General features: G+C 58.4%; 18 protein-coding genes. 11 read left to right on the top strand and 7 right to left on the bottom strand.

Annotated features, from left to right (window positions below; translation table 11 throughout):
* Window positions 1-70: 70 nt before the first annotated feature.
* Entirely contained in the window at window positions 71-1,096 is a 1,026-nt protein-coding gene (locus tag AC07RO_RS14065; protein ID WP_495086305.1) for a LysM peptidoglycan-binding domain-containing protein, read from the bottom strand.
* Between the two features lie 141 nt (window positions 1,097-1,237).
* Here AC07RO_RS14065 and def point away from each other — a divergent pair, with 141 nt between their 5' ends.
* The 4 genes from def to trkA all read left to right on the top strand — a co-directional run bounded on the left by def (window position 1,238) and on the right by trkA (window position 5,572).
* On the top strand, window positions 1,238-1,744 hold the full coding sequence (def, locus tag AC07RO_RS14060; protein WP_172610173.1) for a peptide deformylase: 507 nt from the start codon (window positions 1,238-1,240) through the stop codon (window positions 1,742-1,744).
* 131 nt (window positions 1,745-1,875) lie between these two features.
* Window positions 1,876-2,835, top strand: a complete 960-nt coding sequence (gene fmt, locus AC07RO_RS14055; protein ID WP_192174404.1) for a methionyl-tRNA formyltransferase — start codon at window positions 1,876-1,878, stop codon at window positions 2,833-2,835.
* On the top strand, window positions 2,832-4,151 hold the full coding sequence (rsmB, locus tag AC07RO_RS14050; protein ID WP_346627342.1) for a 16S rRNA (cytosine(967)-C(5))-methyltransferase RsmB: 1,320 nt from the start codon (window positions 2,832-2,834) through the stop codon (window positions 4,149-4,151). Before fmt ends, rsmB begins: the two co-directional genes overlap by 4 nt.
* 47 nt (window positions 4,152-4,198) lie before the next feature.
* Window positions 4,199-5,572 (top strand): Trk system potassium transporter TrkA, encoded by a 1,374-nt coding sequence (gene trkA, locus AC07RO_RS14045; protein WP_172610176.1) that lies wholly within the window; start codon window positions 4,199-4,201, stop codon window positions 5,570-5,572.
* Between the two features lie 4 nt (window positions 5,573-5,576).
* On the opposite strand, the gene AC07RO_RS14040 is transcribed toward trkA, so the two are convergent.
* Together AC07RO_RS14040 and AC07RO_RS14035 are read right to left on the bottom strand one after the other, a co-directional pair.
* A complete protein-coding gene (locus tag AC07RO_RS14040) occupies window positions 5,577-6,464 on the bottom strand; it encodes a lysophospholipid acyltransferase (protein WP_282365452.1) in 888 nt (295 codons plus the stop codon).
* A 39-nt stretch (window positions 6,465-6,503) separates the two neighbouring features.
* The gene (locus AC07RO_RS14035) at window positions 6,504-7,076 is read right to left on the bottom strand and encodes a DNA-3-methyladenine glycosylase I (RefSeq protein ID WP_495086304.1); all 573 of its coding nucleotides are present in this window, start codon (window positions 7,074-7,076) and stop codon (window positions 6,504-6,506) included.
* A gap of 82 nt (window positions 7,077-7,158) precedes the next feature.
* Here AC07RO_RS14035 and glyQ point away from each other — a divergent pair, with 82 nt between their 5' ends.
* From glyQ to AC07RO_RS14015, 4 genes are read left to right on the top strand one after another with little or no spacing between them, the layout of a single operon-like run.
* A complete protein-coding gene (gene glyQ / locus AC07RO_RS14030) occupies window positions 7,159-8,106 on the top strand; it encodes a glycine--tRNA ligase subunit alpha (protein ID WP_065988033.1) in 948 nt (315 codons plus the stop codon).
* Window positions 8,103-10,157, top strand: coding sequence for a glycine--tRNA ligase subunit beta (gene glyS / locus AC07RO_RS14025; protein WP_346627344.1), 2,055 nt, complete (start codon window positions 8,103-8,105; stop codon window positions 10,155-10,157). Before glyQ ends, glyS begins: the two co-directional genes overlap by 4 nt.
* Window positions 10,154-10,726, top strand: a complete 573-nt coding sequence (gene gmhB, locus AC07RO_RS14020) for a D-glycero-beta-D-manno-heptose 1,7-bisphosphate 7-phosphatase (protein ID WP_495086344.1) — start codon at window positions 10,154-10,156, stop codon at window positions 10,724-10,726. Before glyS ends, gmhB begins: the two co-directional genes overlap by 4 nt.
* A gap of 57 nt (window positions 10,727-10,783) precedes the next feature.
* Window positions 10,784-11,554 (top strand): lysophospholipid acyltransferase family protein, encoded by a 771-nt coding sequence (locus AC07RO_RS14015; protein ID WP_346631418.1) that lies wholly within the window; start codon window positions 10,784-10,786, stop codon window positions 11,552-11,554.
* A gap of 182 nt (window positions 11,555-11,736) precedes the next feature.
* On the opposite strand, the gene AC07RO_RS14010 is transcribed toward AC07RO_RS14015, so the two are convergent.
* Window positions 11,737-12,924, bottom strand: coding sequence for an MFS transporter (locus AC07RO_RS14010; RefSeq protein WP_197984121.1), 1,188 nt, complete (start codon window positions 12,922-12,924; stop codon window positions 11,737-11,739).
* Between the two features lie 314 nt (window positions 12,925-13,238).
* Here AC07RO_RS14010 and AC07RO_RS14005 point away from each other — a divergent pair, with 314 nt between their 5' ends.
* From AC07RO_RS14005 to AC07RO_RS13995, 3 genes are all read left to right on the top strand, one after another.
* Window positions 13,239-14,381 (top strand): acyltransferase family protein, encoded by a 1,143-nt coding sequence (locus AC07RO_RS14005; RefSeq protein WP_346631417.1) that lies wholly within the window; start codon window positions 13,239-13,241, stop codon window positions 14,379-14,381.
* Window positions 14,382-14,442: 61 nt separating this feature from the next.
* The gene (locus AC07RO_RS14000; protein WP_495086303.1) at window positions 14,443-14,904 is read left to right on the top strand and encodes an acyltransferase family protein; all 462 of its coding nucleotides are present in this window, start codon (window positions 14,443-14,445) and stop codon (window positions 14,902-14,904) included.
* Window positions 14,905-14,957: 53 nt separating this feature from the next.
* Window positions 14,958-15,590: an acyltransferase family protein gene (locus AC07RO_RS13995; RefSeq protein WP_495086302.1), complete on the top strand. Its 633-nt coding sequence runs from the start codon at window positions 14,958-14,960 to the stop codon at window positions 15,588-15,590.
* A gap of 65 nt (window positions 15,591-15,655) precedes the next feature.
* Here the strand turns inward: AC07RO_RS13995 and gyrB are convergent, their stop codons facing one another.
* From gyrB to dnaN, 3 genes are read right to left on the bottom strand one after another with little or no spacing between them, the layout of a single operon-like run.
* Window positions 15,656-18,073, bottom strand: a complete 2,418-nt coding sequence (gene gyrB / locus AC07RO_RS13990; RefSeq protein ID WP_192174394.1) for a DNA topoisomerase (ATP-hydrolyzing) subunit B — start codon at window positions 18,071-18,073, stop codon at window positions 15,656-15,658.
* 4 nt (window positions 18,074-18,077) lie between these two features.
* On the bottom strand, window positions 18,078-19,181 hold the full coding sequence (gene recF, locus AC07RO_RS13985) for a DNA replication/repair protein RecF (protein ID WP_495086301.1): 1,104 nt from the start codon (window positions 19,179-19,181) through the stop codon (window positions 18,078-18,080).
* A 13-nt stretch (window positions 19,182-19,194) separates the two neighbouring features.
* Complete coding sequence (dnaN, locus tag AC07RO_RS13980; RefSeq protein WP_495086300.1) at window positions 19,195-20,298, bottom strand: DNA polymerase III subunit beta; 1,104 nt, start codon at window positions 20,296-20,298, stop codon at window positions 19,195-19,197.
* Window positions 20,299-20,331 lie beyond the last annotated feature (33 nt).

Raw genomic sequence — 20,331 nt, 5'->3', positions numbered from 1 at the left:
GTCTGTTAACAACAATTTGATAAGTGAAGCATGCCGGTGGAGAAAAGTGATTTGCAGCTGATACATAGCATTACGGATTGCGGACTTTGTCCTGAACCGCCAGAGATCGGGTTGCGTGCAGCACCATGCCGTAGCTCAGTCGCTCGTACGTGCGGAAGACCATCAGCAGCCCTGAGCGCTCGTCGGGAATTTTGACCTGATCACCGTTGACCCGGTCACGCACCGTCTCGCCGGTCTTGTAGATTGCCAACACGTTGCCTTCGGCCAAGCCATCCAGTCGGCCACGGTCGATGGTCACCACGTCGAACTCGCCGATCTGGGTCACGCCCCGGGGCACATCGATGATAGTGCCGCTGATCGGTTGCTGGGGCTCACTAGGGAGAAAGGTGGAATTGATTCCGCGTTCTTCACTGACGAAGAGCCGATCGCCGAGGCGTACTTCCTGAGTCGAGCGCTGCAGTTGCAACGTCGCCACGTCACCTTCGCTGGCAACGATTTGGCCGCTGCCAATGTCATCGGCATTGATGCCCAGCACCACGCCGCTCACCGGATCGACGTAGGTCTTGCCCTTGCGATAGATGCCGTACGACACATGGCTCGGTTCGAACTGCCCGCGCGCATAGATGCGATCACCCGCGCCACTGAGCACCCGCTCGCCGGGGCCGGCCACGACGTGAGGCGCGACTTCAAACTGGCTGGCGTTATCAATGATTCGGTTGTTCAGCAGAAACGCATTGATTGCGCCCAGCGGGATGGTGGGAATCGCTTCGGCGATCGGCGTACTGCGCACACGCGGGGACAGTTTGATGGTGCCGCGAGACTCACCGCGATTAACGACGATGCGTGGCTGACCATCGACATAAATCAGGTTGAGCGTATCGCCGGGGTAGATCAGATCAGGGTCGTGAACCTGCGGATTGGCGCGCCAGAGTTGGGGCCACTTCCACGGCTGGTTAAGAAATTTTCCGGAAATGTCCCAAAGTGTGTCACCGGCGACGACGGCGTAACTCTGTGGATGGCCATCCCTGAGCTGTACTTGCGCCTGGACAAGGCCTGTCGCGGCCAACAGCAGCAGGGCGAGTAGTGATTTCCTCATGCGGTGAATCCCTTTATCATGTTGGCTTCGCGTGAAACGCTGAGTCTTGCGAGACTTCCGGTTTTACTAGGGCTGCAGCTTGTGACGTCCCAAGCCTAGCAGCCGATTTTGACTTTACCCTACAGTGCATCCCTTACGCATATGGCCATTCTAAACATCCTCGAATTTCCCGATTCGCGCCTGCGCACCATCGCCAAGCCGGTGGCTGAAGTGGACGACGGCATTCGCCAGTTGGTCGACGACATGTTTGAAACCATGTACGAAGCGCCTGGCATCGGTCTGGCCGCGACGCAGGTTAACGTACACAAGCGCGTGGTGGTGATGGATCTCTCCGAAGATCGCAGCGAGCCGCGGGTTTTCATCAACCCCGAGATCGAGCCGCTCACCGACGAGATGGACCAGTACCAGGAAGGCTGCCTGTCTGTTCCAGGTTTCTACGAAAACGTGGATCGCCCGCAACGGGTCAAGGTCAAGGCGCTGGACCGTGAGGGCCAGCCCTACGAGTTCATCGCCGAAGGCCTGCTCGCCGTGTGCATCCAGCACGAATGCGATCACCTGAACGGCAAGCTGTTCGTCGATTACCTGTCCAATCTCAAGCGCGACCGGATCAAGAAGAAGCTGGAAAAACTCCACAAGCAAAACGCCTGATCCCGCCATCCTCCTTTCTACCGTAGGAGCCCGCTTGCCCGCGATAGCGACCTGTCCTCTGCCGCATTTTTCGGCTGACACCACGCCATCGCGGGCAAGTGCGTTTCTACCGTCATACTCAAGAGAAGCCCATGACTGAGCCACTGCGCATCGTGTTCGCCGGCACCCCGGAATTCGCCGCCGAGCATTTGAAAGCCCTGCTCGACAGTCCCCACGACGTCATTGCGGTGTACACCCAGCCAGATCGCCCGGCCGGTCGTGGTCAGAAGCTGATGCCGAGCCCGGTCAAGCAGCTTGCCCTCCAGCACAACATTCCTGTCATGCAGCCGCCCACCTTGCGCGCACCCGAAGCCCAGGCCGAGCTGGCCGCGTTGCAACCGGACCTGCTGGTCGTGGTCGCCTATGGCCTGATCCTGCCGCAGGCCGTACTGGATATTCCGCGTCTGGGCTGCATCAACAGCCACGCCTCGTTGCTCCCACGCTGGCGCGGTGCTGCGCCGATCCAGCGCGCGGTGCAGGCCGGCGATGCCGAAAGCGGCGTGACGGTCATGCGTATGGAAGCGGGGCTGGACACCGGCCCGATGCTGCTCAAGGTGACGACCCCGATCACGGCCGACGACACCGGCGGTACGCTGCACGATCGTCTCGCTGAGCTCGGCCCGCCTGCGGTGATTCATGCCATTGCCGGCCTGGCAGACGGTACGCTGGTGGGCGAAGTACAGGACGACAGCCTCGCCACCTATGCGCACAAACTGAACAAAGATGAAGCACGTATCGACTGGACCCGCCCGGCCGTCGAGCTGGAGCGACTGGTACGCGCCTTCAACCCATGGCCGATCTGCCACACCACGCTCAACGGCGAAGCGCTGAAGGTTCTGGCCGCGCAGATCGCCGACGGGGAGGGCACGCCCGGCAGCATCATCGACGCAAGCAAAGACGGCCTGCTGGTCGCGTGCGGTGACGGCGCGCTGCGTCTGACGCGTCTGCAACTGCCCGGCGGCAAACCGCTGGGCTTCGCTGACCTGTTCAACAGCCGCCGCGAGAAGTTCGCCGTCGGCACCGTCCTCGGCCAAGCGGTGGATGCTCAATGAACCCGCGTCTGGCCGCTGCCAAGGCCCTGGCTGCCGTACTGAGTGGCAAGGCATCGCTGAACAGCTCCTTGCCCACGCAACTGGACAAGGTTGAAGACCGCGACCGCGGCCTGACCCAGGATCTGGCATTTGGCACCGCGCGTTGGGAGCCAAGGCTCTCCGCGCTGGCGGCCAAGCTGCTGCAGAAACCCTTCAAAACCGCTGATAACGACGTGCAGGCTTTATTGCTGGTGGGCCTGTATCAGCTGTTCTATTCGCGGATTCCTGCCCACGCCGCTATCGGCGAAACCGTGGGCTGCGCCGACAAACTGAAAAAACCGTGGGCAAAAGCGCTGCTCAACGCCGTGCTGCGTCGAGCCCAACGGGAAGGTGAGGCACTGCTGACGGAGCTTGAACACGATCCGGTGGTGCGCACTGCTCATCCACGCTGGCTGCAAAAAGCGTTGAAAGCCGCCTGGCCTGAGCATTGGGAAGCGATTTGTGCGGCAAACAACGCCCACCCGCCGATGATTTTACGGGTCAACCGCCGGCACAAAACCCGCGAGCAATACCTTCAGCTGTTACTGGACGCAGGCATCGCAGCGGCGCCGAGCACGTTCAGCCAGGACGGCATCGTGCTTACCGAACCGGGCGATGTTCGCTCGCTGCCGGGTTTCGCCGAGGGCTGGATCAGCGTTCAGGATGAGGCAGCGCAACTGGCCGCCGACTTGTTGGAGCTGGCGCCGGGTCAACGTGTGCTGGACGCCTGTTGCGCACCGGGTGGCAAGACCTGCCATCTGCTGGAAGTCCAACCGGGCCTGGCAGGCGTCGTTGCGGTGGACCTTGAAGCCAAGCGCATGGTGCGGGTCAAAGAGAACCTGGATCGCCTGGGCCTGAGTGCCGAACTCATCGCCGCCGACGCCCGCGCCACGGATCTATGGTGGGATGGCAAACCGTTCCAGCGCATTCTGCTGGACGCGCCTTGCTCGGCGACTGGCGTCATTCGCCGCCACCCCGACATCAAGCTGACCCGTCAGGCCGATGATATTCCTGCCCTCGCCGCGCTGCAGGGTGAATTGCTCGACGCGCTGTGGCCGACGCTGCAGGTCGGCGGGATTTTGCTATACGCCACATGCTCGACCCTGCCGACTGAAAACACCGAAGTCATTGATGCATTCCTGGCGCGTACGTCGGGGGCTCGGGAGCTGGACATTGCCGGTCAGCAAGGCAATCCGCCTCCCGGCCTAAAGCAGCCCCACGGCCGTCAGTTGCTGGCCCAGGAAGGCGGGCATGACGGGTTTTACTACGCCAAACTGATCAAGATTGCGGCGGCGTGAAGACAAGTACCCGGTGTGACGGAATCATCATTTCAAGGAGAGACTGATTGAAGATCATCATTCTCGGCGCAGGGCAGGTCGGCGGTACGCTGGCCGAGCACCTGGCCAGCGAAGCCAACGACATCACCGTCGTGGACACCGATCAGGATCGTCTGCGAGCGTTGGGTGATCGCCTCGATATCCGCACCGTTCATGGTCGCGGCTCATTTCCAACCGTGCTGCGTCAGGCCGGCGCCGACGACGCCGACATGCTGGTGGCCGTCACCAGCAGCGACGAGACCAACATGGTCGCCTGCCAGGTCGCGTACACGCTGTTCCAGACCCCGACCAAGATTGCCCGTGTTCGCGAGTCGGCGTACCTGACCCGCTCAGGCCTGTTCGCCAACGGCGCCATTCCCGTGGACGTGCTGATCAGCCCTGAGCAAGTGGTCACCCATTACATCAAGCGGCTCATCGAATACCCCAGCGCGCTGCAAGTCATCGACTTCGCCGGCGGCAAGGTGCAGATGGTGGCGGTCAAGGCGTACTACGGCGGCCCTCTGGTGGGGCAGCAACTGCGTCAACTGCGCACGCACATGCCCAATGTCGAGACTCGCGTCGCGGCTATTTTCCGTCGCGACCGTCCGATCATTCCTCAGGGCGATACGGTTATCGAGGCTGACGACGAGGTCTTTTTCATCGCTGCCAAAGCGGATATTCGCGCCGTTATGGGCGAGATGCGTCGTCTGGATGTGAGCTACAAGCGCATCGTGATTGCCGGCGGCGGGCAGATCGGCGAGCGGCTGGCGGAGGCCATCGAGAACCGCTATCAGGTCAAGATCATCGAGATGAATCCCGCCCGATGCCGTCACCTGTCAGACACGCTCAACAACACGGTGATCCTGCAAGGCAGCTCTTCGGATCGCGACCTTCTTGTGGAAGAGAACATCGACAACGCCGACCTGTTTCTGGCGCTGACCAACGACGACGAGGCGAACATCATGTCGTCGTTGCTGGCCAAACGTCTCGGTGCAAAGAAGGTGATGACGATCATCAACAACCCGGCCTATGTCGACCTGGTGCAAGGGGGGGAGATAGATGTCGCGGTCAGTCCTCAGCTCGCCACCATCGGTACGTTGCTGGCGCATGTGCGGCGCGGCGATATCGTCAGCGTGCATTCGTTGCGTCGGGGCGCGGCGGAAGCCATCGAGATCGTCGCCCATGGCGATGCCAAATCCAGCAAGGTGATCGGCAAAGCCATCATGCACATCAACTTGCCGCCCGGCACGACCATTGGCGCTATCACCCGCGCCGATCAGGTGATCATCGCCCATGACAGCACGGTGATCGAATCAGGCGATCACGTGGTCATGTTCCTTGTGGATAAAAAGTACATCCGCGACGTCGAGCGACTGTTTCAGGTGGGTTTGAGCTTTTTTTAAAAGCTCAATACCAGCGCTTCTCGCCCTCGGGGCGTTTCTTGAAGCGCTTCATGGTCCACATGTATTGGCTTGGATAGGCCCGCACGTACTTCTCAACCACCTTGCTCATGGCAGCTGCCGACGTAGCGGTATCGGTGCTGTACATGTCGTCCGGCGCGGCTTCGAGTACGACTTTGTAACCAGAGCCATCCTCCAGACGCATCGCGTGAAGAAACACGCCCACCGCTTTGCCGCCCGCCAGCATGTTCGGGACGAACTTGCTGGTCAGCGCCATCGTCCCGCAGAAGGGCACGAAGACGCCTGCTGACTCAGCGGGTTCCGGGTCCGCCGGAATGCCGACCGAGCCACCTTTGCGCACTTCCTTGATGACGCTGAGAATGCCTTCCTTGGTGGACGCTGCGACGCGGTTCCCCAACTGTACGCGCTGCTTGCGCAGCAGATCGTCCACGGCCTTGAGCTTGGGTGGCCGGTAGAAAATGATCGGTTTGCACTGGCTGCAGTAGAAGTGGTTGAGCACTTCCCAGTTGCCGAGATGGCTGGTAATACCGACGACGCCCTTCCCCGACGCCAAAGCGTCTTTCAACACCTGAAGCCCTTCGACTTCGCGAACCAGATTGATCGACTTCTGCGCCGGCCAGATCCACGCGCAGGCGCTTTCGGTCAGGGTCTTGCCGATGTCCATCAGACTGCGGCCGACCAGTGCTTCGAGTTCTTCAGGGCTAAGTTCAGGGAAGCACTTGGACAGGTTGATGCGCGCGACGTCGCGAGACCGGTTAGGCAACTTCCACATCAGCCAGCCAATGCAGGTGCCGACCCATTGCACTGCGCGCCACGGCAACAGGGCAAACAGGCGCAGTGCCCCAACCATCAAGGCGCCTTTGAACTTATCCACAGATCACTCCCGAATACATGAGGCGGCCATTGTAACCATTCATGGGAGCTGATTATCCACATCACCCACCAGCTCGGCGTATCGGTCGCAATCAACCGTATGGTCCATCACCATGCCGGTGGCCTGCATGTAGGCATAACAGATGGTCGGGCCGACGAAGGTGAAGCCGGCTTTCTTCAGCGCTTTGCTCATCGCTTCGGCCTCAGGCGTAATGGCCGGAACCTCGCTGCGGTCCTTGAAGTGATTGACCTTCGGCTCGCCTCCGACAAAAGACCAGACAAACGCGACCGGATCCTCGAGCCGCAACCAGGCCAGAGCGTTCTTGCGCGCGGCGTTGAGCTTGAGACGGTTGCGCACAATGCCGGGCTCCAGCATCAGGGCTTCGATTTCCGCATCGGTCATTGCGGCGATGCGCTGGACGTCGAAGCCGAACATCACTTCGCGGTAGCGCTCACGCTTTTTCAGGATGGTGATCCACGACAGCCCGGCCTGGAACCCTTCGAGCAACAGGAACTCGAACAGCATCTGCGCATCGCGCAACGGCACACCCCACTCTTGATCGTGGTAGTCCATGTAAAGCGGATCTTCGTTGCACCAAAAGCAGCGTGGCATAGGGCTCCCAAGGGTGGAGGCGCGGCCGAATCGGGTATACTCCCGCTCTTTAAATCGCAGCCCCCCAGTACAGGTGAATTTCGTGAGCCAGCCTACGCCAGCCGTGCGTACCTTCCAAGACTTGATCCTCGCCCTCCAGCAATACTGGGCTGAGCAAGGTTGTGTGGTACTTCAGCCCTACGATATGGAAGTGGGCGCCGGCACTTTCCACACCGCTACGTTTCTGCGCGCCATCGGCCCGGAAACCTGGAACGCCGCCTACGTACAACCAAGCCGTCGTCCTACCGATGGCCGTTATGGCGAGAACCCGAATCGCCTGCAGCATTACTACCAATTCCAGGTCGTTCTGAAGCCCAACCCGGACAATTTCCAGGAGCTGTACCTCGGCTCCCTGAAGCACGTGGGCCTCGACCCGCTCGTGCACGACGTCCGCTTTGTCGAAGACAACTGGGAATCCCCAACCCTCGGCGCCTGGGGCCTGGGTTGGGAGATCTGGCTGAACGGCATGGAAGTGTCGCAATTCACCTATTTCCAACAAGTCGGCGGCATCGAGTGTTACCCGGTCACCGGCGAAATCACCTACGGCCTCGAGCGTCTGGCGATGTACCTGCAAGGCGTCGAGTCGGTCTACGACCTGGTCTGGACTGACGGCCCGTTCGGCAAAGTCACCTACGGCGATGTGTTCCATCAGAACGAAGTGGAGCAATCGACCTATAACTTCGAGCACGCCAACGTCGACAAGCTGTTCGAGCTGTTCGATTTCTATGAAAGCGAAGCCGTACGCCTGATCGAAGTCGAGCTGCCATTGCCGAGCTACGAAATGGTCCTCAAGGCCTCTCACACCTTTAACTTGCTGGATGCCCGTCGCGCGATTTCCGTGACGGCGCGTCAGCAGTACATTCTGCGCGTCCGCACCCTGGCTCGCTCCGTGGCCCAGGCGTACCTGATGGCCCGGGCCAAGCTCGGCTTCCCGATGGCCGCGCCCGATATCCGCGATGAAGTGTTGGCCAAGCTGGAGGCTGCGCAATGAGTGCTCAAGATTTTCTGGTTGAACTGGGCACCGAAGAACTGCCACCCAAAGCATTGAATACCCTGGCCGACGCGTTCATGGCCGGTATCGAAAAAGGCCTGCAGGCTGCCGGTCTGACCTACAGCGCCAAGCAGGTCTATGCCGCGCCACGCCGTCTCGCCGTGCTGATTACTCAGCTCGCCACCGAGCAGCCGGATCGCAGCGTCAATCTGGACGGCCCGCCACGCCAGGCCGCGTTCGATGCCGATGGCAATCCGACCCAGGCCGCCTTGGGCTTCGCCAAGAAGTGCGGCGTCGACCTGAGTGAGATCGACCAGAGCGGCCCGAAGCTGCGTTACAGCCAGAGCATCCCTGGCAAGCCAACGTTGAGCCTGCTGCCGACCATCGTTGAAGATTCGCTCAACGACCTGCCGATTCCGAAGCGTATGCGCTGGGGTGCGCGCAAGGAAGAGTTCGTACGTCCGACCCAGTGGCTGGTGATGCTGTTTGGCGATCAAGTCGTCGATTGCACCCTTCTTGCCCAGACGTCCGGCCGTGAATCCCGTGGTCATCGCTTCCATCATCCGGACAGCGTGCGCATTACCTCGCCGGCCAACTACGCCAGCGACTTGCGCGCGGCCTACGTGCTCGCGGACTTCAACGAGCGTCGTCAGCTGATCAGCAAGCGCGTTGAAGAGCTCGCCACGCAACACGAAGGCACCGCCATCGTGCCGCCGGCATTGCTCGATGAAGTGACTGCGCTGGTCGAGTGGCCCGTGCCGCTGGTGTGCTCGTTCGAGGAGCGTTTCCTTGAAGTACCGCAGGAAGCCCTTATCACCACGATGCAGGACAACCAGAAGTACTTCTGCCTGCTGGATGCCGAAGGCAAGCTGCTGCCGCGCTTCATTACTGTCGCGAACATCGACAGCAAGGACCCTTCCCAGATCGTCCACGGTAACGAGAAAGTCGTTCGCCCGCGTCTGACCGACGCTGAGTTCTTCTTTAAGCAGGACAAGAAGCAGAAGCTGGAGACATTCAACCAGCGTCTGCAGAACGTGGTGTTCCAGGCGCAACTGGGCACGGTATTCGACAAAGCCGAACGTGTTTCCAAGCTCGCTGCGTTCATCGCGCCCCGCATTGGCGGCGATGCTCAGCGCGCCGCGCGTGCAGGCTTGCTCTCCAAGTGCGACCTGGCGACCGAAATGGTTGGCGAGTTTCCCGAGATGCAGGGCGTTGCAGGCTACTACTACGCCTTGGCCGACGGCGAACCCGAAGACGTCGCGCTGGCGTTGAACGAACAGTACATGCCACGTGGCGCTGGTGCTGAATTGCCGGGCACTCTGACTGGCGCCGCTGTTGCCATTGCCGACAAGCTCGACACACTCGTGGGCATCTTCGGCATCGGCATGCTGCCGACCGGTAGCAAAGACCCGTACGCTTTGCGTCGGGCCGCGCTGGGCATCCTGCGCATCCTGATCGAGAAAAAACTGGATCTGGACCTGGTCAAAACCGTGCAGTTCGCCGTCGCTCAGTTCGGTGTGAAGATCAAGCCTGCTGGTCTGCCAGAGCAGGTTCTCGAATTCATCTTCGATCGTCTGCGCGCGCGCTATGAAGACGAAGGCGTCGACGTTTCTGTCTACCTGTCGGTGCGCGCTTTGCAGCCCGCTTCGGCGCTGGACTTCGATCAACGTGTTCAGGCTGTTCAGGCCTTTCGCAAATTGCCTGAGGCTGCAGCATTGGCCGCCGTGAACAAGCGGGTTTCCAATCTGCTGAGCAAGGCAGATGGCAACATCGCCCAGACCGTCGAGCCGAAGTACTTCGATAACGCCAACGAGTTCTCGCTGTACTCGGCGATTCAGCAGGCAGATCAGGCCGTCGCGCCGATGTCCGCCAGCCGTCAGTACAACGAAGCGCTGACGCGTCTTGCGGCACTTCGCGAGCCTGTGGATGCGTTTTTCGAGGCCGTGATGGTCAACGCGGAAGATGCCAGCGTGCGGGCCAACCGTTACGCCTTGCTCGCTCGTTTGCGCAATCTGTTCCTCGGCGTCGCCGACATCTCCTTGTTGGGCTGACAGCGGAGCGCATGCCAGTGAAGTTGCTGATTCTCGATCGAGACGGGGTGATCAACCAGGACTCCGACGCCTACATCAAGTCGGTGGACGAGTGGGTTCCGATTCCCGGCTCCATCGAGGCCATTGCGCAACTAAGTAAAGCCGGCTGGACGGTGGCAGTGGCCACCAACCAGTCCGGCATTGCTCGCGGTTACTACGATCTCGCCACCCTTGATGCCATGCACGCACGCTTGCGTGAACTCGTGGCGGAGGAGGGTGGTGAGATCGGACTGATTGTTTATTGCCCCCACGGCCCGGACGCCGGCTGCGATTGCCGCAAGCCAAAACCGGGCATGCTGAAGACCATTGCCCGCCATTACGCCGTCGATTTACGCGGCGTGTGGTTTGTGGGCGACAGCAAGGGTGACCTGGAGGCGGCGGTGGCCGTCGACTCACAACCTGTTCTGGTCATGACCGGTAAAGGTCAGAAGACGCGAAGCGGTGCATTGCCCGCAGGCACGTTGGTTTTCGATGATCTGGCGGCGGTTGCCGCAGAACTAATCCACAACAGCGCCCCGTTGAACGGCTAACGGCTATTCAACGGCTCGCTCAATTCGGGCAATTGCCCCGTAACGGTAAAAGCAGCTATGTCGATTGTGCAGGCCATCAGGATTTTCTTCTTTTACCTGCTGCTGGGCACTACCGCCCTGCTGTGGTGTTCGCTGAGTTTCTTTATTGCACCTTTCCTGCCGTTCCGTCTTCGTTATCGCTTCATCAATGTGTACTGGTGCCGCTGCGCCTTGTGGCTGACCCGCGTGTTCCTCAACATCAAGGTCAATGTTACCGGCCAGGAAAACATTCCCGAGACGCCGTGCGTGATCGTCTCCAATCACCAGAGCACGTGGGAAACGTTTTTTCTCTCGGCCCACTTTCAACCGTTGAGCCAAGTGCTCAAGCGGGAGTTGCTGTACGTGCCTTTCTTCGGCTGGGCGATGGCGATGCTGCGTCCCATCGCCATTGATCGCAATAACCCCAAAGCGGCGCTGAAGGTCGTGGCGAAGAAAGGCGATGAGTTGCTCAAAGATCGCGTCTGGGTGCTGATCTTCCCTGAAGGCACACGCGTGCCGTACGGCCAGATCGGAAAGTTCTCGCGCAGCGGATCGGCACTGGCTGTTAACGCGGACCTACCCGTCCTGCCCATCTCCCACAATGCCGGCCGCTATTGGCCTAAAGAGGGCTGGGGTAAAAAGCCGGGGACCATCGAAGTCGTGATTGGCAAACCGATGTACGCAGAGGGCACTGGCCCTCGCGCAATCGCTGCGCTGAACGATCGCGTCTCGGCCTGGAACGAGCAAACCCAGCGTAATTTGGGATCGCCCGCAATGCCTGCGCCTGCGCCCGAGAAATCACCGGTGTGAATTGTGGATAACCTGTGCACGAATAAGTAGAAATTCGAGAAATTCACTTCTAACTCATTAATTTTAATGCTTATTTCTTCGAGCGCTTAAAACGCCAATACGTGCATAAGTTTTTTCTCATCGTCTGCCGATGACCTGAAAAGACCGGTCTTGAGCCTGTGCGGCCGAGACCGATCTGTGGATCAAGCCGCTCTGGCCGGCGCTGATATCCGCAGATTGCAGAGCGCTCCTAGACCCACCAGCACAATCCCTCCACACGCCGCTGCGACAAATCCCATGGCAGGGGACACACTGTCGATCGCGAATCCCACAATCGGCGCGGACAATGTTTGGCCTATTCGATACGCCGAATCGTGCAGCCCCATTACTTCACCTCTCACGCTGGAAGGCGCTAGCTTGGCGACGGCTTCAGAACCTGCGGCCAGCGTCGGTGTGCACAGCAGATTGGTGGGCAGCAGCGCGAGCATCAGCCACCACCAGACGTCATCAAAAAACACTACGGGCAGCAGCAGCAGGCTCATTGCCAAGGCGAGTTTCATCTGCGACCACGACCTGTGGACAATCCCATGAACGTATCCACCCACAATGGACGCGATGGACATGGCGGCGATGACATACCCAGTGAAGGCAAGCTGGTCACTGGCGCGCAGCACAGCGATCAGTGCCAGCTCGGTGCCGTAGAGCACGAACAACGCACCCGCACTGACAAACATCACGGCCAGCAGACGGCCGCTCATCCATGTGCGGAGTTTGGGTCGGACGCGATCAGGATTTGCGGCGACTTCGTCAACATTGCGCGTCGGCCAGTTCAACACATAGAGCACGACATAGGAGAGCGCCCGCCAGAGGCCGATGCCCGCCAGCGTGGCCGTCGCCGAATACGTGGTGATGAGCAAAATGCCGCTCGCCGGCCCAATGACGAATGAGAGTTCCATAAGCATCATGTTGAGAGAATACGCAGGCCGGCGCTGATCCTCCGGCACCAGACTGGCGATGAACTGCCTGGCGAGCGAGCCCGTTGGCACAGTAAAGAGACCGGCAACAAAAGCCAGAAAGACATAGAGCCAGTAACTCACCATCGGCAGCAACACCCAGGCGAGGGTCGACAGTGTCCCGCACACGGCCACCACCGGACGCAGGCCATGACGGTCAATCATTCGGCCGAGGAGGGGAGAGCCCACCGCAAACCCGAGGGCGGTCGCTGTCCCCACCACGCCCGCATCAAAATAACTACCGCCCATTTCGTTGAGTACATGCAGGCTGAGCGTTAGCCCCATGATGGTCAGCGGCAAACCCGCAACGAACATGAACAATGTCGCGGGCAGCACTCGTGGGATGGCCAGCACTCTCTGGTATTTGCGAATCGACATATAACTGAGGCTCCTTGGTCTTACATCTGTCCTGATGCAACGGGTCATTCGACGGGTTCTTTAAGTTTTTGCCGCTGTCATCGCCCAATCGAGGCGCAGTGACACTGTCCTGCCCAACAAAAACTATCGTTCGAGTTTCAGGGCCAAATTATTGGCTGACAGGGCATGCAGGTAATCCGCGTCCCGATTAGGGATGCCAATTAGACGCGCGCCACGCCCAGTGTATCGTTCAGGCTCAACACCATTTCCAACCCTCGCGATATCGCGCGTCTCCGACAGCGTGAGCGTCACAGCGGTGAATGGATCGAACCGACATGACCCTGATCGCGCGCGGAGGCAGTATGAATACGTTGGGTAACCTGGCGTCCAGACGAAACAACAACTTCAACCTGATCAGAATGCTTGCCGCCACTGCGGTACTGATCTCCCACAGTTACCCTCTCGCACTCGGCCATGATGCGGTCGAGCCGCTCTCGGACTGGATTGGCCTTTCCCTCGGGGAACTGGCAGTAATCACATTCTTCTGCGTCTCCGGCTTTTTTATCTCGCTTAGCCGTGATCGTGCCGGCAGTACGGTGGATTTCTTCACTGCTCGGTTTCTGCGCATCTACCCTGGTCTGACACTCGTGCTGCTGCTCAGCGCGTTTCTGATCGGGCCGTTGTTTACGACACTGAGTGCGTCGGAATATTTCCGGTCAGGTGAAACATACGGTTATCTGACCCACAATTTGACGCTCTTCAGCATGAAATTCCAGCTCCCGGGCGTGTTCGAGAATACCCCTTGGCCCGGCATCAATGGGTCACTGTGGACGCTCTTCTATGAGGTCGCTCTCTACATTCTGGTCGGCGCGCTTGGCGCATTAGCCTTTTTCAGCGAAGGGCGTAAGTTCGCCGGCTTTCTACTGTGTTACGCGGCGCTGTACGTCGCCTTCAAATGCTTGATGTTGAGCAGCGCTCTGCTCAATGACTTCCACCGTGCCGAGTTTTTCTTCAGGTGGAGTTTACCGTTTGTGCTGGGCATGTCCTTCTATCGATATCGTCATCACATCGCGCATCGATTTATCGGCTTTCTGCCTTTTGCCGTACTAGCCGCCTGCACATGGCGCACGCCGTATTTCTTCGAGTGCTTTACCGTGGCGTGGACGTATCTGATTTTCTACCTCGGGTTTGCAACCCACCCCGTGGTCGACCGTTACAACCAGCTGGGTGATTACTCGTACGGCGTTTATATCTATGCCTTCCCGATTCAGGAAATCCTCGCCCACCTGCTCAAAGGTATCGGCCCCGCCAGCATGATGCTGCTCGCGTTCCCGCTTGCGTTAGTGGCAGCGGTCTTCTCCTGGCATTTCATCGAGAAGCCAGCTATGGCCTGGCGCCGTGGGCTGACTACGGTTCTGGGTAGTGGAATGGACACCTTGAAAACCCGCTGGGAAAGGACCGGGAAGCGCACTGCATAACGACCTGCGTACCGAAAGAACCGATTAACGCATCCAGTATCGATTCAACAGGGAGTTGGGGATGAAGAGGTTTCAAGTGCTGGACGGCTTTAGGGGCATCTGCGCGCTCAGCGTTGCGGTCTATCACATCCACATTCCACAGAGCTTCGGCGAGTGGGCGTTCTTCAGGAATGCTCATTACCTGGTGAGCTTTTTCTTTGTCCTGAGCGGATTCGTCATGGTCCACACCTACGGACAGCGGCTCGCAACGACGGACCAGTTTAGGCAGTTCTTTATCACCCGCACCTTCCGACTGTACCCCCTGCACGTCTTTGTGCTCGTGCTCGCCATCGCATTGGAGGTGGTGAAGCTGGCCGCAGAGCATGCTGGCATAGCGTTCAATCAGCCGAGCTTCACCGGACAGCGCGCGCCCCGGGAAATCATCCCCAACCTGCTTCTGTTGCAATCGTGGTGGCCGGGATTCAATCCGCAGTCATTCAACTTCCGGCGTGGAGCATCAGTGTCGAGTACTACATCTACATGATCTTCGCGGGGATACTCTTGTGTACGCCACGCCTTGCCACGCTGATATTTCTGATGATCTCGTTGGTAGCTGTGGTCTGTTTGTCCTTGGGACTTGGCTCTCTGGTGGAGCCCGCATTGCAGGGACTGTCCTGTTTCTTTGCAGGGGTGATGACCTATCACCTCTATCAGGTTATCCACACCAAGAGCATTTCGCGCTGGCTGCACACTGGCCTGGAAGTCGTCGGGATTTGCCTTACAGTGAGTGTGCTGGTGAGTAACATCGATCACAAACAGATCGGCCTGATGCTGGTGTTCTGCGCGGTCATGTTGATTTTCTCCTTCGAGGGAGGGGTGATCTCGACCTTGCTGAAAGCTCGCCAGTTCGAGAAGCTGGGCGTGCTGTCCTACTCGATCTACATGACCCATGCGATGGTACTGTTCGCTTTCACCCTGGCTATGCTTCTTTTAGGAAAAGTCGTCGGCCACACCTTTGTCACTTACGCTGCTGCGGCGCCAGGCCCGACGCTTTCATTCAATAACGCAATGGCCGATAACTTCCTGCTGCTTGGCCTGTTAATCATCATCGTGGGCATCTCTGCGGTCAGCTACCGCCTCATTGAACAGCGCGGTATCGAATGGGGCAAACGCTTGAGCAGGAGAGGGCGGACCCGATCGCCGATTAGTCCAGTGAAGACCGTGAGCTGAAACTCTAGACAAAAAAAGCCCCAATCGATTCGCATCGTTGGGGCTGTTTTGATAGCGGGTGAACCTTAGAAATCCAGGTTCGACACCGCCAGTGCGTTAGCTTCGATGAAGTCGCGGCGTGGTTCTACTGCATCACCCATCAGGGTGTTGAAGATCTGATCAGCGCCAATGGCGTCTTCGATCGTCACTTTGAGCATGCGCCGCACGCTTGGGTCCATCGTGGTTTCCCACAACTGATCCGGGTTCATTTCACCGAGACCTTTGTAGCGCTGGATGGTGTGGCGCTTGGTGCTCTCTGCCATTAGCCAGGCCAGCGCTTCCTTGAACTCGGTGACCGCTTTCTTGCGCTCGCCACGTTGGACGTAAGCGCCTTCTTCCAGCAGCGTGCTGATCTGAGCACCCAGCGCAGTGACTGTTTTGTAGTCATTGCTACCAAAGAAATCGCGGTTGAACGTCACGTAGTTGGACAGACCATGGGAGATCAGCTCGACCTCTGGCAGCCACACGTTACGCTCGCGGTCTTCGCGCAAGCTGGCTTTGTAGACCAGGCCGGATTTCTCACCCACACGCAAACGTTCATCGAACTTCGCCAGCCAGTCTTGCATGGCTGCGTGATCCGACAACTGCTCCATTGGCACAGCCGGCAGATAGACGAAGTGCTCGGTCAGTTCTTGCGGGTACAGGCGGGACAGACGTTTCAGGGTCTTCATGACCATGCGGAAGTCGTGAACCAGTTTCTCCAGTGCTGCACCGGAAATGCCAGGGGCCGATTCGTTCAGGTGCAGGCTCGCATCTTCCAGGGCCGACTGGGTCATGTATTCTTCCATGGCCTCGTCGTCTTTGATGTACTGCTCTTGCTTGCCTTTCTTCACCTTGTACAGCGGCGGCTGGGCAATGTAGATGTAGCCACGCTCAACCAGTTCCGGCAATTGACGGAAGAAGAAGGTCAGCAACAGGGTACGGATGTGCGAACCGTCGACGTCGGCATCGGTCATGATGATGATGTTGTGGTAGCGCAGCTTCTCGATGTTGTATTCGTCACGGCCGATACCGCAGCCAAGTGCCGTGATCAACGTGCCCACTTCCTGAGACGAGATCATCTTGTCGAAGCGCGCCTTTTCCACGTTCAGGATCTTGCCCTTGAGTGGCAGGATGGCCTGAGTCTTACGGTTCCGTCCCTGCTTGGCGGAGCCGCCAGCAGAGTCACCTTCCACGAGATACAGTTCGGAAAGGGCAGGGTCCTTTTCCTGGCAGTCAGCCAGTTTGCCGGGCAGGCCGGCAATATCCAGCGCACCTTTGCGGCGAGTCATCTCACGGGCTTTACGCGCAGCTTCACGAGCACGTGCTGCGTCGATCATCTTGCCGACGACAGCTTTCGCTTCGTTCGGGTTCTCGAGCAGGAAATCAGAGAAGTATTTGCCCATCTCCTGTTCAACCGCGGTCTTCACTTCCGAAGACACCAGCTTGTCTTTCGTCTGCGAGCTGAACTTTGGATCAGGGACTTTGACGGAGATAATCGCCGTCAGGCCTTCACGCGCATCGTCACCAGTGGTGGCGACTTTGTGCTTCTTCGCCAGACCTTCCTGCTCGATGTAGTTGTTCAGGTTACGCGTCAGGGCAGAACGGAAACCCACGAGGTGGGTACCGCCATCGCGCTGCGGAATGTTGTTGGTGAAGCACAGCAGGTTTTCGTTGAAGCTGTCATTCCACTGCAGAGCAATCTCTACGCCGATGCCGTCTTCACGCTGGATGTTGAAGTGAAAGACCTGGTTCACAGGCGTCTTGTTGGTGTTCAGGTATTCAACGAATGCCCGCAGACCACCTTCATATTTAAACAGTTCTTCCTTGCCGCTACGCTCGTCTTTAAGAACGATACCCACGCCGGAGTTCAGGAAAGACAGCTCACGAATCCGCTTGGCCAGGATGTCCCAGCTGAAGTGAATATTCTTGAAGGTTTCAGAGGAAGGCTTGAAGTGAATCTCAGTACCCGTGGTGTCACTTTCGCCAACGATTTGCATCGGTTCTTGTGGAACACCGTGTACGTAAGTCTGTTCCCAGACTTTTCCACTACGGCGAACGGTGAGATTCAAAACCTCGGACAGCGCGTTGACAACTGACACGCCCACACCGTGCAGACCGCCGGATACCTTGTAGGAGTTATCGTCAAACTTACCGCCTGCGTGCAACACAGTCATGATGACTTCGGCAGCGGACACGCCTTCTTCTTTGTGCACATCAACCGGAATGCCACGACCGTTGTCGCGAACAGTGATCGACTCATCCGGATGTATGATGATGCTGATGTCGTCACAGTGACCGGCCAACGCCTCGTCGATCGAGTTGTCCACAACCTCGAACACCATATGGTGCAGGCCGCTGCCGTCGTCTGTGTCGCCGATATACATACCAGGACGTTTGCGTACGGCATCGAGCCCTTTCAGCACTTTGATACTGGTCGAGTCGTACGTTTGGTTTTCGCTCATGCCTTCACTCCCGGTGGCCGTGGGTCTGGGTGATATTGCCGTGTTCCACGTGGAACAAAGCAACTGGCGTTTCCGTGTGCCAGCCTTCCCTCAACAATTCATGATCTACGCAGGTGATGAATACCTGGCAGCGTAATTCTTCCAGCAGGCGACATAGCGCACTGCGGTGATTCTCATCGAGCTCTGATGGCAGATCGTCGACGAGGTAAATACATTGGCCACGACGGGCCGTACTGACTAAATGTCCCTGAGCAATGCGGAGGGCGCAGACCACGAGTTTCTGTTGCCCGCGAGAAAGAATGTCCGCCGCGTTGTGACCGCCGAGTCGCAGCCGTAAATCTGCGCGTTGAGGCCCTGCCTGGGTGTGACCCATCTGCTGATCACGGTAGAGGGACGATGCGAGTACGTCACTCAGGTTTTTTTCCTTGTCCCATCCTCGATAGTAACTAAGCGTCAGCCCATCGATCTGAACAAGCTCACTCAGGGTTTGCTCGAACACCGGCTTCAGCGCCTTGATATAGGCGCGCCGAAACTCGTCAATTTCATCGCTCGCAAGGCAGAGCTCACGGTCCCATGCGGCCTGTGAAGCGGCGTCAAGTGTACCATGGCGAAGCCACGAGTTCCGCTGCCTGAGGGCCTTCTGAAGCCGCTGCCAAGTCGACATAAAACGAGGTTCCACGTGGAACACTCCCCAATCCAGAAACTGACGCCGGATCTTGGGAGCACCTTCAAGCAGCCGGAAGCTGTCGGGATTGATCAGCTGCAGTGGCAACGTCTCGGCGAGTTGCGCGGCACTTTTCGCATTCTGACCATCGATGCGAATCTGAAAATCCCCCTGACGGTCACGTGAGACGCCAAGACTACTGTGGCCACCTTCAGCGAGTTCAACCTGGCCAAAGACCGTGCATGCAGGTTGTTCGTATTGAATGACCGGTTGCAGCCGAACGCTGCGGAAGGAGCGCGCCAAACCGAGCAGATAGATGGCTTCCAGGACACTGGTTTTCCCACTGCCGTTAGCGCCGTACAAGATGTTAATGCGGGGAGAAGGGGAGAAGGTCACCGGGTGCAGATTGCGCACCCCGGTGACCGAGACGCGGCTAAGAGACATTAATCAACTGCTGTTACAGACGCATCGGCATAACGACATAGGCCGAGTCGTCATTGCCGGACTCCTGCACCAAGGCGCTGCTGTTCGAATCCGAAAGAATCAGACGGACTTGCTCTGTGGTCATGACACCCAATACGTCGAGCAGATAGCTAACGTTGAATCCGATCTCGAGTGTGCTGCCGTTGTAGTCGACGCTGATTTCTTCCTCGGCTTCTTCCTGCTCCGGGTTGTTCGCTTGAATCTTCAGCTGACCGTTCGCCAACTGAAGGCGGATACCCCGATACTTCTCGTTAGAGAGAATCGCGGTCCGGCTGAACGCCTCGCGCAGCGCCTGACGATCGCCTACAACCAGCTTGTCGCCGCCCTTGGGCAAGACTCGCTCATAGTCAGGGAATTTACCGTCAACCAGTTTCGATGTGAACGTGAATTCACCGGTGGTCGCACGAATATGATGCTGACCTAGCACGATACTGACCAGACCATCTTGCTCGGTCAGCAGTCGTGCCAGTTCAAGGATGCCCTTACGCGGGACGATCACCTGGTGACGGTCAGCCTGCTCGATCTCTGCAGCCATGGAACACATCGCCAGACGGTGACCATCAGTTGCAACCGCGCGGAGAATGCCAGACTGGACCTCAAGCAGCATGCCGTTTAGATAGTAGCGTACGTCCTGCTGAGCCATGGCAAAGCTGGTGCGCTCGATCAACCGGCGCAGTTTGCTTTGAACAAGGCTGAACGTAAGCGAACCCGGGCCTTCCTCGACGGTTGGGAAGTCGTTGGCAGGCAGGGTGGACAGCGTGAAGCGACTACGGCCTGCTTTAACGATCAGCTTCTGCTCATCGAGCTTGATGTCGATAAGGGCGTCATTGGGAATGCTTTTGCAGATGTCCATCAGCTTGCGCGCAGGAACGGTGATTTCGCCCGGCTCTGCAGGTTCTTCCAGATGGACGCGGCCGACCAGCTCGACTTCCAGGTCAGTACCCGTCAAAGACAACTGCTGGCCCTCTACGACCAGGAGCACGTTTGACAGAACCGGCAAGGTCTGACGGCGTTCGACAACGCCCGCGACCAGTTGCAGGGGTTTCAACAGGGCTTCGCGTTGAATGGTGAAATGCATGGTCTAGTCCCTTGCCTTGATAAGCTGCGTTGG

This window comes from Pseudomonas sp. GW821-FHT07F05, from assembly GCF_059418765.1.
This window is presented reverse-complemented; position numbering and strand designations above follow the sequence as displayed.

What these genes read in the sequence shown, in the direction of transcription:
- AC07RO_RS13995 (WP_495086302.1), top strand. Translation starts at nt 14,958, where the DNA reads ATGATCTCGTTGGTAGCTGTGGTCTGTTTGTCCTTGGGACTTGGCTCT.
- glyS (WP_346627344.1), top strand. Translation starts at nt 8,103, where the DNA reads ATGAGTGCTCAAGATTTTCTGGTTGAACTGGGCACCGAAGAACTGCCA.
- AC07RO_RS14035 (WP_495086304.1), bottom strand. Translation starts at nt 7,076, where the DNA reads ATGCCACGCTGCTTTTGGTGCAACGAAGATCCGCTTTACATGGACTAC.
- recF (WP_495086301.1), bottom strand. Translation starts at nt 19,181, where the DNA reads ATGTCTCTTAGCCGCGTCTCGGTCACCGGGGTGCGCAATCTGCACCCG.
- dnaN (WP_495086300.1), bottom strand. Translation starts at nt 20,298, where the DNA reads ATGCATTTCACCATTCAACGCGAAGCCCTGTTGAAACCCCTGCAACTG.
- gyrB (WP_192174394.1), bottom strand. Translation starts at nt 18,073, where the DNA reads ATGAGCGAAAACCAAACGTACGACTCGACCAGTATCAAAGTGCTGAAA.
- AC07RO_RS14065 (WP_495086305.1), bottom strand. Translation starts at nt 1,096, where the DNA reads ATGAGGAAATCACTACTCGCCCTGCTGCTGTTGGCCGCGACAGGCCTT.
- def (WP_172610173.1), top strand. Translation starts at nt 1,238, where the DNA reads ATGGCCATTCTAAACATCCTCGAATTTCCCGATTCGCGCCTGCGCACC.
- AC07RO_RS14005 (WP_346631417.1), top strand. Translation starts at nt 13,239, where the DNA reads ATGACCCTGATCGCGCGCGGAGGCAGTATGAATACGTTGGGTAACCTG.
- AC07RO_RS14010 (WP_197984121.1), bottom strand. Translation starts at nt 12,924, where the DNA reads ATGTCGATTCGCAAATACCAGAGAGTGCTGGCCATCCCACGAGTGCTG.
- fmt (WP_192174404.1), top strand. Translation starts at nt 1,876, where the DNA reads ATGACTGAGCCACTGCGCATCGTGTTCGCCGGCACCCCGGAATTCGCC.
- rsmB (WP_346627342.1), top strand. Translation starts at nt 2,832, where the DNA reads ATGAACCCGCGTCTGGCCGCTGCCAAGGCCCTGGCTGCCGTACTGAGT.
- AC07RO_RS14000 (WP_495086303.1), top strand. Translation starts at nt 14,443, where the DNA reads ATGAAGAGGTTTCAAGTGCTGGACGGCTTTAGGGGCATCTGCGCGCTC.
- AC07RO_RS14015 (WP_346631418.1), top strand. Translation starts at nt 10,784, where the DNA reads ATGTCGATTGTGCAGGCCATCAGGATTTTCTTCTTTTACCTGCTGCTG.